Below are 12,355 nucleotides of genomic sequence, written 5' to 3'. Positions count from 1 at the left end.
CTCAATAAATTTTACTCCACGGTAACAGTCTTTGCGAGGTTTCGTGGCTGGTCTACATCAAGCCCAAGGTAATCCGCTATGTAGTAGGCAAAGAGCTGTAGGGGGACAGCGGTCAAAAAGGGCGTGAGGTCTTCTTCCACATGTGGTATTTCAAGGATGTTCTCGCAGAGCTCTTTGAGTCTCTGGTCTCCTCTGAACCCTACGCCTATAACCTTGCCCTTTCGTGCCAGCACCTCTTCCACGTTGGAAAGTGTTTTTTCATAAACCCTGTCCCTTGGCACGATTGCCACAACAGGCATACGCTCGTCTATGAGGGCTATAGGTCCGTGCTTCATCTCACCGGCTGGGTAGCCCTCTGCGTGTATGTAGGATATTTCCTTTAGCTTTAGTGCACCTTCAAGGGCCATGGGGTAGCTCAGATACCTGCCAAGATATATGGCGTTTTTGAAATCCGCATACTTGAGGGCTATGTCTTTTACTTTCTCCGCCTCTGAGAGAACCTCCTCCACGAGGTGCGGCACTTTGAGGAGATTTTCCGTAAGTTTTTCCCTCTCCTCAGAATGGCTCACCGCAAGGGCATAGAGAACTGCAAGCTGTGCGGTAAAGGTTTTTGTGGCAGCAACACCAATCTCTGGTCCTGCGTGCGTGTAAAGGCTATAATCAGACTCCCTGTCTAAAGCACTGCCTATCACATTCACAATAGAAAGCAGGGTTGCCCCCTTTTCCTTCATGGCAAGGGAAGAAAACCTCGTGTCTGCGGTTTCACCAGATTGGGATATGGCTATTATTAGGTCTCCCTCTCCTACTGGGCTGTCTGAATATCTAAGCTCTGAGGCATAAAGAATCTCCACTGGCACCTTTGCATACTTTTCAATCCAGTATTTACCCACAAGACCTGCATGATAAGAAGTTCCGCAGGCTACCACCAAGACACGGCGAAAGTCCCGCAGATTTATGGGCATTTCGTAGTTTCTTGATATGTATCCTCTTACGGTGTCTCCAAGGGTTCTGGGTTGTTCAAATATCTCCTTTAGCATAAAGTGCTTAAAGCCTCCCTTCTCCGCAGATAGCACATCCCAAGGCACATGCATTATCTCCTTTGTCAGCAGGTTGCCCTCAAAGTCGTATATGAAAAAGCCGTCAGGTCTTAGGTCCACTACCTCACCGTCGTTGAGGGGTATTACATCCCTTGTAAAGGGCAGGAGGGCTGGTATGTCGGAGGCGATGAAGTTCTCGTTCTTGCCCACACCCACCACAAGGGGGCTTCCGTATCTGACCGCCACAATCCTGTCGGGTTCTCTTGAGGTTATGACTGCGAAGGCGTAAGCTCCCTTTAGCCTCCTTACGCCTGCAAGCACCGCCTTGAGAAGGTCTCTTTCGTAGTGTAGCTTTATAAGATGCACAATTGCTTCCGTGTCCGTTTGAGATTTGTATTCCACTCCAAGCCTTTGAAGTTCCTCTCTTAGCTCTCTGTAGTTCTCTATTATTCCGTTGTGGACTACAGCAAACTCACCGCTACTGTCCGTATGAGGATGGGCATTTAGCTCGCAGACCTCTCCATGGGTTGCCCACCGAGTATGACCTATACCTACCCTTGCCCTTAGCTCCTTACCCCAAAGGCTACGCACCAGCTCCCTTATCTTGCCCACCTTCTTTTCCACGTATATCTTCCCGTCCTCTATGAGAGCCACACCTGCAGAGTCATAGCCCCTATATTCAAGCCTTTCAAGCCCCTGCAAAAGGACAATAAGAGCTGGGTTTGAACCTGTATAACCAACTATACCACACATGCCTAAAATTATAAGGCTATGGAAGAAGTCATTGTAATAGGAGGTGGTCTGGCAGGCTCAGAAGCCAGCTACAGACTGGCAAACATGGGCATTAAGGTATTACTTTACGAGATGAGGCCTAATCAATACACGCCAGTCCACAGAACGGAGCGGTTGGCAGAGCTGGTTTGTAGCAATACCCTCGGTAGCGTGGAGCTTACCTCTGGTGCTGGTCTTTTAAAAGCTGAGATGGAACTTCTCCACTCTCTGGTGGTAGAAGCAGGCAAGCACGCCCATGTGCCTGCAGGTACAGCCCTTGCGGTAGACAGAGAGCTGTTCTCGGAATACATCACCAGAAAAATCTTAGAACATCCCAACATAAGGCTTGTAAGGGAGGAGGTAAAAAGGGTTCCAAGAGACCGCATTGTGATAGTAGCCACAGGGCCCCTCACGTCGCCTGCTCTAACAGAGGACATAAGGGAGCTTGTGGGCTTTGACTACCTTTACTTTTATGATGCCATATCCCCCATAGTGGAGGCGGACAGTGTAGACTTTTCAAAGGGCTTTTGGGCGTCGCGCTACGGAAAGGGAGGAGATGACTACTTTAACTGCACTCTTACAGAGGAGGAATACAAACTCTTTTACGAAGAGCTTTTGAAGGCTGAGAAGATTCAACCAAAGGACTTTGAAAACCTTGTATACTTTGAAGGTTGTATGCCCGTGGAGGAGATGGCTGAGCGAGGCTATAAAACTCTTCTCTTTGGACCTATGAAGCCTGTGGGACTGGTGGACCCCAAAACGGGCAAAGAGCCCTTCGCCGTGGTCCAGTTAAGAAAAGAAAACAAGGAAGGCACCCTGCTTTCCCTTGTAGGCTTTCAGACACGCATGACTTACTCAGAACAAAAAAGAGTTCTTAGACTAATACCCTGTCTTAGAAATGCGGTCTTTGTAAAACTTGGCTCTATGCACAGAAACACCTTTATACAGTCAAACAGGATTCTCACGCCCTTTTTGAATATGAGGAAGTATGAGAATATCTTTTTTGCTGGACAGATAACAGGCGTGGAAGGATACTCCGCATCCGCAGGCACTGGTCTGTTAGCCGGTATAAACGCAGGAAGGCTTATGAAGGGTAAACCCTTGGTTGTCCCACCAGAGGAGACCATGCTGGGTTCTCTTGTGAGGTATATAACCAGTAAGGAAGGGACGCTTCAACCCATGTCCCCTGTGCTTGGACTTTTGCCACCCTTAGAGAAAAGGGTAAAGGATAAACAGGAGAGGAAAAGGCTTTTGGCGGAGAGGGCTATAAGCATCATGCAGGAGTGGGCAAAATGCGTAAACGAGGATATAATTATAAATAGCCCCGCAACGGGACAGGGTTGAACCCCGCCAGGCCCGAAAGGGAGCAACGGTAGACCTGCAGTCTCGGGTGCGGGGTTTTTAAGTATCTGGAAGCTCTCCCTTTAGATACATATAGTAAGCGTTTAGGTCAAAGTATCCGTGTCCTGAGAGGTTAAAGAGGATAACCTTCTCTTCTCCAGTCTTCTTGCACTCAAGGGCTATGTCTATCGCTTTCTTTATGGCGTGAGCGGACTCTGGAGCAGGCACTATACCCTCTGTCCTTGCGAAGATAACAGCGGATTCAAAGACTTCTCTTTGTTTGTAGGCGGATGCGGAGACAAAGCCTTCATGATACAAGAGGCAGACAAGTGGTGCATCACCATGATAACGCAAGCCACCCGCATGTATGGGTGGAGGGACAAAATCATGCCCAAGGGTATACATCTTTATAAGGGGCGTAAGCCCAACCGTGTCTCCATAATCGTATTTATATTCTCCTTCTGTGAGGGTTGGGCAGGCTTTGGGCTCAACCGCTATCACTTCAAGGTTTGGTTTCTCTCCTGTTAGTTTATCCTTCAAAAAGGGGAAGGCTATGCCTGCAAAGCTACTTCCACCACCTATACAACCTATCACATAGTCTGGATAGTATCCTGCCATTTCCATCTGTAGCTTTGCCTCAAGCCCAATAACTGTCTGGTGAAGTAAAACATGGTTTAGGACGCTTCCGAGGGAATATTTGGTGTCTGGGGTAAAGACGGCTCTCTCTATGGCTTCGCTTATGGCGATGCCAAGGCTTCCTGGGTGTTCTGGGTTTTCGTCGTAAAACTTCCTTCCTGACTGCGTAAGGGGGCTTGGGGAGGGAACCACCTTGCCACCCCAAGTTTCCATAAGTATCCTTCTAAAAGGTTTTTGGTTATAGCTCACTCTTACCATGAAAACCTCGCATTCAAGCCCAAAGAACTGGGTAGCGAAGGAAAGAGAGCTTCCCCACTGACCTGCTCCCGTTTCTGTGGTAAGCCTTTTCACACCTGATATCTTGTTGTAGTATGCTTGTGCAACCGCGGTGTTTGGCTTGTGGCTTCCAGGAGGGGAGACGCTCTCGTTTTTGTAGAAGATCTTTGCAGGTGTGCCTAAGTATTCTTCAAGGTTTTTTGCCCTGTGAAGGGGAGTAGGTCTCCAAAGGCTGTATATTTTTAGCACCTCTTCTGGAATATCTATCCATTCCTTGTCTGAAACCTCTTGCTCCACTATAGGCTCTGGGAATATGGCGAGGAGCTTGTCTGGGCTAACAGGTTGACCAGTTTGGGGGTCAAGGGGTGGGTCAAGGGGTTTTGGAAGGTAGGGAACTATGTTAAACCATCTTTTTGGTATCTGACTTTCTGAAAGGAAATACTTCATGTTACCCTCCTAAGGAGAATTTTAACTCACAGCCTTCCATATTATTCCCGCTATTTCCTCTTCAAGACCCTCCTTTCTATCTAAAAGCCCAGCCTCCACAAGCAAGAAAACCCTTTCAAGGGTTCCTACAAAGACCGCAAGGGCGTATTCTTTTTCTATATTTACAAAACCTGCCTTTATACCTTCCTCTATAAGCTCAAGAATTGCGTCCTTAGGAAGGGGACTAAAATTTTTCACATCCTGAGCTCTAAGGTAATGAAAGAGGTCAAGGTATTTAAAGGCGGAAGGGTTTTCAAAACAAAAACTCAGAAAGTTATGAACTGTCAGGTAAAACTTTTCCTTGTAGCTTATGGGAGACCTTACACCAGACAAGAGCCTGTTGTAGAATTCCTCCGAGTATAAACCAAAAAGACCAAGAACTATCTCATCCTTACTCTTGAAGTGTCTGTATATGGCTCCCTCTGTTATACCAACTCCCCTCGCTATATCCTTTATGGTGGTTTCTCTTATACCCTTTTCAGAGAATAGCTTCAGAGAAGCATCAAGAATTTTTTCTCTTGTTCCTTTTCTACGCATAGTAAATTCTATTATACAGTAGGTCAGTATGAACTTGCTTACTCTCTTAGCTTTATAATCTTAAAACCTAAGCCATGGAAGGCTTAAACCCTTCTCAAGAAAGAGCGGTAAAGCACTTTGGCAAGCCTCTGCTTATTATAGCGGGTGCTGGCTCTGGAAAGACCAAAACCCTCGCCCACAAGGTGGAGTTTCTCATAAGGGAAAAGGGCATAGCACCGGAGAGGCTCTTAGCCATTACCTTTACCAACAAGGCGGGTAAGGAGATAAGGGATAGGGTAAAGAGGGTAGCGGGCGTAGACCTACCATGGGCTGGCACTTTTCACTCTGTGGCTTTGAGGCTTTTGAGGGCAAAGGGTAAGCAAGTGGGGATAAGCACCAACTTTAGCATACTTTCTGAAGGAGATAGAAACCAGATAATAAAAAAGCTCTCGCAGTCCATAAACACAAAACCAGAGACCTTAAAAAATTATCTTTCAGAAAGGTTTGAAAACCTAAGAGAACCCTATGATGAAAAACTTGAATATGCTTTGCAGGAGTATTTGAAGGCTTTAAAAAGTATGAACCTTTTAGATTTTAGCACCTTGATGCTATATACAAGAGAGCTACTCCTTAAAAACCAAAGCATAAGAGAAAACTTTGACTTTGTGCTTGTGGACGAGTTTCAAGATACGAACACAGTCCAGTATGAGATTTTGAAACTTTTGGCAAGAGAAAATGTTTGTGTGGTGGGAGACCCAAACCAGTGCATATACGAATGGCGTTATGCAAGACCGGACAATATACTTCGCTTTAAGGAAGACTTTAACCCAGATGTGATAAAGCTTGAATACAACTACAGGTCAAGACCTTACATAATACATATTGCAAACGCAGTGCTATCCGCCTCTAATGCAGAATGGAAGAGCCTAATACCTACCCTTAGACCTGTAAAGGAAGGTGGTCAAAAGCCAACTGTTAGACGCTTTGAAAGGGAAGAGGAAGAGGCGGTTTGGATAGCCACCAAGGTCAAGGAGCTACTCCAGAGCTATAAGCCTCATCAAATAGCCATACTCGTGAGGGTGGGATACATAACAGAACCCTTTGAAAGAGCCCTTGCTGGGATGAGAATTCTTTACAAAATAGTGGGTGCCATAAGGTTTTTTGAAAGGGCGGAAATAAAGGATGTGCTTAGCTTTTTCCGAGTTCTTACCAATCCTTACGATGCGGTTAGCTTCTCAAGGGCTTTGGAGGTTGCCACAAGGGGTATAGGAGAAAAAACTTTGGAGCATATACTTCAGGCAGGAAGGGGCAATTGTCTTGCGGGCTCTCAGGCTATCTTAAAAAGCCTACCACAGGCAAAGGCGGTGGAGCTTTATGGCTTTTTACAGAAACTTTCAAGGCTCTACAAAAGACTTGAGGACTATCCTCAGGCTATAGAGGACTTCTTGAGGGAGATAGACTTCTGGGATTATCTAAGGGAAAGCTACAAGGATGCGGAAGAAAGGGAAGAAAATGTTAAAGAGCTTTTGAGATACCTAAGGCAAAAGCACTCCGAAGGATACCGTCTTGTGGATGTGCTTGAGGAGGTGGACTTTCTCACAGAAAGGGAAGAGGAGGAGGGTGCTGTTAAGATAAGCACTATACATGCCAGTAAGGGGCTTGAGTTTGATGTGGTTTTCCTGCCAAGGTTGGAGGAGGGCATACTGCCACACGAAAAGGCAAAGGAAAGCCAAGAGGAGATGGAAGAGGAGCTAAGGCTTTTCTATGTGGCTATAACCAGGGCTAAGGAGCTTCTCTTTATGACCTACACAAGAAACTCCAAGCCAAGCAGGTTTCTTTCTTTAATTCCTAAGGAGCTTCTTGACCTTTCCGCCTTTGCAAAGAAGAAGACCACCTACATGCCAGAGCTAAAGAGCTTGAAGGACTTCAAGGTGGGTGATAGGGTCTTGCATGAAATCTTTGGTGAGGGAGTTATACTTGCCATTGAGGACTCCAAGGCTCTTGTGGAGTTCAAAGCTGGTAGAAAGAGCATACATACCGCCTTTTTAAAGCCTGTGGTATAATGTAAAGCATGCAGACAAAGGTTGCTTGGAGCATCACCCATCAAGAGTTTACCATAACGGACTACTACTACTTTTCCATACTTCAAAGAGAAGCGGAAAAGAGAGGGCTAATAGTCCACGAGGTGGACAACTGGGAAAAACTCAAGGAATACCACACCATAGTATTTAACTACCCCGAGATTCCTTTCACAGAGAAGGAAGTCCAAGACGTGGAAAGGTGGGTCTGGGAGGAGGGTAAAAAGGTCATTCTCCTTGGCTATTACAAAAACGAAGACCACATAGCGGACACCTGCAACACTCTTGCCAGAAGGTTTGGCATGGAGCTAAACCCAGATGAGGTTATAGACGAGGTAAACAACCACCAAGGAGACAAATACTTTTTGGTCACTTCAAAGATAAGAAGGTATAACAAAAACGAGAAGAACGAGGTCAATGTAAACAAGATTATGCTCGCCTGCAGTGCCTCTATAAAACCTCTCATGCCAGACATAAAGGTGGTGGTGCGTGCGGAAGACACTGCCCAGTCTAATATGGGACACTATACCCTCTTAATAGCGGAGCAGATAGCACCTACAAGTGGAGGCTATTTCTGCCTTGCAGGGACATGCGTCTTTTGGGATAATTACTCCATAACCCTCTACGACAACCTTGAGTTTTCCATAAACCTCTTAAGGCATACACCAAAACTCAAGGTAGAGGGTGGAAAGCAAGTAATACTGGAGATTTAGTTTTAAAATTTCGTAGAGGAGGGGTGGTATGGATGCTTACCTTATGGCAGAGGATTTTCCCAAGCAGTTTAGCAAAATAGAGTGCCAGCCTATTTCTCTTGAAGGCTATGCGGGTGTGGTCTTTAGTGGTATGGGTGGTTCTGGGATTGTGGGAGACTTTATGAAGTTGTTTCTCTCTGCGGAAAAGCCTGTGCTTTCCATAAGAGGCTATGACCTGCCAGCCTTTGTAAAAGATAACTGGCTTTTGGTTTGCACCAGCTACAGTGGAAACACAGAAGAGACCATAAGCGTCCTTGAGGAGGCACTCCAAAGGGGTCTAAAGCCAGTTTGCGTTAGCTCTGGAGGGAAACTAAGGGAAATAGCAAACAGAGAAGGACTTGTGCATATCCCACTTCCAGAAGGATATCCACCCAGATATGCACTTGGCTTTATGCTTTCTGCCCTTTTGTGCCTTTTTGGAATGGATGGCTCTGTGGAGCGTGTAAGAGAGCACTTAGAGACCAATAAGGAGGAAATAAAAAAGACCGCCCAAGAGCTTGCCAAAAATATGTTTACCTACCTGCCAGTGGTTTATGGCACGCCTCTTACAGAGCCTGTAGCCTTTAGGTGGAAGACCCAGATAAACGAAAACTCAAAAACCCTTTGCTACAATGCCATTTTGCCTGAAATGCACCACAACGAGGTGGTAGGCTTGGACAACCCTCAAATAAGAAACCTATGCGGTTTTGTCTTGCTTTATGACCCACAGGACCACGAGAGAATTCTAAAAAGAGTGGATATAACTCGTCAGGTCTTTGAAGACCTTGGCGTGCTTTTGAAGGTTCTCTCTGGAAAAGGAGAAAGTTTAATAGAGAGACTTCTATACCTTACCTATCTTGGAGACTGGGTGAGCCTATACTTGGCAGATATATATGGACAAGACCCTATACCAGTTAAGGTCATAGACTTTATAAAGAAGAGCTTAGCTTGAGTTTATAATATGCATACATGGAGTTAGAGTGGCTTATCTTTGGTGCAGTAGTTTTTACTGCCCTTTTTCTTGACCTTTTTGTGTTTCATAGAAACCCTCACAAGATTTCTCTAAAAGAGGCACTCCTTTTATCTGCTTTTTGGATAGCTTTGGGTCTTGCCTTTGGTGTTTTTGTCTATTTTGATAGAGGCTACGATAGGGCTGTGGAATACTTTACGGGATACCTGCTTGAAAAAGCCTTGAGCCTTGACAACATATTTGTGTTTATCCTCATATTTTCCTACTTTAAGGTCCCAGAGGAATACAGGCACAAGGTGCTTTTCTGGGGAGTGTTAGGTGCCATAGTCTTTAGGGCAATATTTATTTTTGCTGGGCTTGAGCTTATAAAACACTTCCATTGGGTTGTTTATATCTTTGGCGTAATCCTTATAGTTTCTGCCATAAAGCTCCTTACCACGGAGGAAAAGGAGTTCCATCCAGAGCAGACCCTTGTCTATAGGATAGCCAAAAGGCTTATTCCTCTAAAACCTCATAATGGTGATGGAAGGTTTTTTATAAAAGAAGGTGGAAGGCTTTACGCCACGCCCATGTTCTTGGCTCTTGTGTTTGTAGAGAGTTCAGACATAATGTTTGCCATAGACTCTGTTCCTGCAATTCTTGCCATTTCCAAAGACCCATTTGTGGTATACACTTCTAACATTTTTGCCATATTGGGGCTTAGGTCTCTATACTTCGCCGCTGCGGGGGTTTTGCCTCTCTTTCACTACCTGCACTATGGGCTTTCCTTTATACTGGGTTTTATAGGTGTAAAGATGCTCCTATCGGAGTTTTACAAGATACCTGTGGAGGTTTCTTTGCTTCTTATTGGCAGTGCCATTTTCTTGTCGGTGGTCGCTTCCTTGGTGGTAAAAAAGAAAGAATCCAACAATGCTTAGGGTGCTTCAGGTTGTGGATGGTATTGGCTGGGGAGGGACAAAGGAGCAAACATACCTTATAACAAGAGAGCTATCTCTTAGAGGCTTTCAAGTCCACATGGCTCTTTCCTTTCAGTATGAGCTCATGAGAGAAAAGCTAAGAGACTTTGGAGTTAAGTTTCATCTTTTTGAAAACCACAACAAGCTCTCCAGGTTTAATCCTGCCAATTACTACAGGCTTTGGAGGGTGCTAAAAGAGGGCTTTGATATAGTGATAGCCAATTCTCCTCATGCCCTTGACTTTGTAAGGGTAGCCATATCCTTTTTGAGAAAAAAGCCTAAAATAATAGCCTACAAAAGAACAGGCAAAAGCTCAAACTTCCTATCAAAAACCTTCAAATACGCTGTGGCGGACAGGATAGTGGTGGTGGACAAGACAACCTTTGAAAGGCTAAAAGAGGAAAACTTCTTTCCAGAAAGGCTTGTGTATATACCCAGCGGGCTTGACCTTGAGAGGTTCAGACCCTTGGGAAGGGAGAAGGCACTACAGAAAAGAAAGGAGTTAGGCATAGAGCCAAGCAAGAGGGTTTTCATAAATGTAGCCAACTGGAACCCAGAGCATAAGGGTCAACCTCTTCTTATAAAGGCTTTCTCAAGGCTTGAGTGTGTGGACTGCCTTCTTATCCTCGTAGGACTTGAAACGGACAGGCATGCACCAGAATACGCAAAAAGGTATGGTCTTGAAGGTAGATTAATAGGTCTTGGCTTTAGGGAAGACGTGCCAGAGCTTTTGAATATGGCGGACTACTTTGTCTTTTCCTCTTACTTTGAGGGTATAGCAGGGGCGGTGCTTCAGGCTATGGCTTGCCAAAAGGTGGTAATATCCACCCTTGCAGGTGGCATAAGGGACTATCTTGTGGATGGTGAGAACGGTCTTGCAGTGCAGGTGGGAGACCTTGAGGGCTTAACGCAAAAGATGTCCCGTGCTCTAAGCCTTTCAGAAGAGGAATACAGAAAAATTTCCACAAAGGCACTTCAAACCGCAAGTCAATACTCAATAAAAAGCACTGTAGACAAGTATGTGGAGCTTTTTAGGGAGCTGTTGGATATATCTTAAGCCCTTCAAAATACTCCATAAAAGCCTTGTTTATGTATATGCTCCCATCCTTAAACAGAAGCAAAACACCTATGTGTGGATTTTCCCTAAGAAACTTCTCCCTGCTTTGGTCATCCATAGCCAAAAGAGCAGTCTCTATTGCATCGTTAATGGTGCAATCTCCATAGGCAACTGTCGCTTGGAGCAGGTTATTTTCCCTACCCAGAATGTGCCTTCTTAGATAGTTTCCACCCGTTGAAAGGCACAGGTCTTTTGCATTATAGCCTTCTGCGAGTATTTTGTTGTTTATAGGATTAAAGACCGCAAGGCGTCTTTTGTGTCCCCAGACCTTCAAGTCGCCCGCTATGGACAAAAAGCCCCAGTCCGTTTTCAACATCTCATAAGCCTTCTGCACCGCATAACCCTTGCCAACACCCCCAAGGTCTATAGCCATACCCTCTTCCAAAAGACATACCCTATTTCCTTCTATCCTCACCTTCCTGTAGTCTATAAGCCTTTTGGCTTCCTCCTCCTTTAGCATACCCTTCCTTTTGTAGTTTATAGTGTAGCTTCCCACTGTTATGTCAAAAGCACCCCCTGTCCACCTTGATACCTCAAGGGACTTTTTTATGACCTCAAGGGTCTCTTCAGAGACTTCCACACAACCCTTGCCAGCCTTTTGGTTTATCTGAGAGACCTCAGAGCCTTCCAAGTAGTCAGAGAGCTTCTCCTCAAGGCTTCTCATGTATCTATAGGCTTCATACTCTTTACCTTGAGGAAGTTCAATAAGGGCGTATGTCCCCATTAGGTGGAAAAGTTTCTCCTGTGAGAAGGTAAAGGCTATAAAGAGCAAAAGGGCAAAGAGCCTCACTTTCTCCTCTGTCTGGTTGGTTGTTGTTTTTGTGGTGCCTTTGGCTCTTGCACAGAAACTTTTACTTCAAAGTCCTTTATAACCACCCTCGCAGGTTTTACCCTTCCCTCCTCAAAGACAAAGCTAAGCATAGGATGGTTTTCCAAGCTGTAGGACAAGGTTTCATCTGCGAGTATACCACTTACAAAACCTAAACCCAAAAGGGAGGGTTGAAGCACAAGGCTTGGTTTTTCCTGATATTTTAGCACCCTCTTTAGGTCCTGGTTAAACTGGCTTTGCACCTCTTCGTGAGGTCTTTCTCCAAAATAAGCCATGTAAACATGAAAGGGCTGAAGCAGTTTGAGCCTATCCTCAAGACCCTCTCCACCCTTTACATAGTAGGCTTCCACACCCAAAGTCCTCAAGGAAGCTACCAAAGAAGCAGAAAAGAGAGCACACAGGTCTGAGGTTTCCATGTAGACCACTGCAATGCGGTTATAACCCATGTCTTTTAGTAGCCTGGCTATTTGGACGCTAGCATTTATGCGTGAGTTTGCCCTTTCTGGCACGAGAAAGGGATTAACCTGCTGAGCGGGTGAAAAGGCAACCACTGACAGAATTACACCAAGTCCTAATACGCATTTTCTCATGACCTTCATTATAATACATAA

The 12,355-nt window shown here is 45.3% G+C and carries 10 protein-coding genes, 1 other RNA gene and 1 pseudogene; 7 read left to right on the top strand and 5 right to left on the bottom strand.

What is annotated here, in order from left to right; genetic code table 11:
* Positions 1-11 precede the first annotated feature (11 nt).
* On the bottom strand, positions 12-1,790 hold the full coding sequence (glmS, locus tag G3M65_RS01930) for a glutamine--fructose-6-phosphate transaminase (isomerizing) (protein ID WP_173832888.1): 1,779 nt from the start codon (positions 1,788-1,790) through the stop codon (positions 12-14).
* Positions 1,791-1,808: 18 nt separating this feature from the next.
* Between glmS and trmFO the strand changes: the two are divergent.
* Both trmFO and ffs read left to right on the top strand, forming a co-directional pair.
* Positions 1,809-3,125: pseudogene (gene trmFO / locus G3M65_RS01925) on the top strand (FADH(2)-oxidizing methylenetetrahydrofolate--tRNA-(uracil(54)-C(5))-methyltransferase TrmFO); the annotation flags it as partial.
* Positions 3,122-3,217: signal recognition particle sRNA small type (gene ffs, locus G3M65_RS01920), an RNA gene on the top strand. The pseudogene trmFO and the gene ffs, both read left to right, overlap by 4 nt.
* Here the strand turns inward: ffs and G3M65_RS01915 are convergent.
* Positions 3,210-4,508, bottom strand: coding sequence for a TrpB-like pyridoxal phosphate-dependent enzyme (locus tag G3M65_RS01915; RefSeq protein WP_173832887.1), 1,299 nt, complete (start codon positions 4,506-4,508; stop codon positions 3,210-3,212). The genes ffs and G3M65_RS01915 overlap by 8 nt on opposite strands.
* Before the next feature lie 21 nt (positions 4,509-4,529).
* Complete coding sequence (locus G3M65_RS01910) at positions 4,530-5,084, bottom strand: TetR/AcrR family transcriptional regulator (protein ID WP_173832886.1); 555 nt, start codon at positions 5,082-5,084, stop codon at positions 4,530-4,532.
* 74 nt (positions 5,085-5,158) lie between these two features.
* Between G3M65_RS01910 and G3M65_RS01905 the strand changes: the two genes are divergently transcribed.
* From G3M65_RS01905 to G3M65_RS01885, 5 genes are read left to right on the top strand one after another with little or no spacing between them, the layout of a single operon-like run.
* On the top strand, positions 5,159-7,126 hold the full coding sequence (locus tag G3M65_RS01905; protein WP_173832885.1) for an ATP-dependent helicase: 1,968 nt from the start codon (positions 5,159-5,161) through the stop codon (positions 7,124-7,126).
* 8 nt (positions 7,127-7,134) lie between these two features.
* Positions 7,135-7,854: a hypothetical protein gene (locus tag G3M65_RS01900; protein WP_173832884.1), complete on the top strand. Its 720-nt coding sequence runs from the start codon at positions 7,135-7,137 to the stop codon at positions 7,852-7,854.
* 28 nt (positions 7,855-7,882) lie between these two features.
* Complete coding sequence (locus G3M65_RS01895; protein WP_173832883.1) at positions 7,883-8,824, top strand: bifunctional phosphoglucose/phosphomannose isomerase; 942 nt, start codon at positions 7,883-7,885, stop codon at positions 8,822-8,824.
* Positions 8,825-8,841: 17 nt separating this feature from the next.
* Positions 8,842-9,759 carry a TerC family protein gene (locus G3M65_RS01890; protein WP_173832882.1) on the top strand — a complete coding sequence of 306 codons (918 nt, stop codon included), beginning with the start codon at positions 8,842-8,844 and terminating at the stop codon, positions 9,757-9,759.
* Complete coding sequence (locus tag G3M65_RS01885; RefSeq protein ID WP_173832881.1) at positions 9,752-10,855, top strand: glycosyltransferase family 4 protein; 1,104 nt, start codon at positions 9,752-9,754, stop codon at positions 10,853-10,855. Before G3M65_RS01890 ends, G3M65_RS01885 begins: the two co-directional genes overlap by 8 nt.
* Here G3M65_RS01885 and G3M65_RS01880 read toward each other — a convergent pair.
* Entirely contained in the window at positions 10,830-11,705 is an 876-nt protein-coding gene (locus G3M65_RS01880; RefSeq protein WP_254426291.1) for an FAD:protein FMN transferase, read from the bottom strand. The two genes, G3M65_RS01885 and G3M65_RS01880, sit on opposite strands and share 26 nt — an antisense overlap.
* Positions 11,702-12,334 carry a hypothetical protein gene (locus G3M65_RS01875; protein ID WP_173832880.1) on the bottom strand — a complete coding sequence of 211 codons (633 nt, stop codon included), beginning with the start codon at positions 12,332-12,334 and terminating at the stop codon, positions 11,702-11,704. Before G3M65_RS01875 ends, G3M65_RS01880 begins: the two co-directional genes overlap by 4 nt.
* Positions 12,335-12,355 lie beyond the last annotated feature (21 nt).

Source organism: Hydrogenobacter sp. T-8 (assembly GCF_011006175.1).
Taxonomy (GTDB): Bacteria; Aquificota; Aquificia; order Aquificales; family Aquificaceae; genus Pampinifervens; species Pampinifervens florentissimum.
Note: the sequence above shows the minus strand (reverse complement) of the source record. Positions and strands in the feature narration are given on the sequence as shown.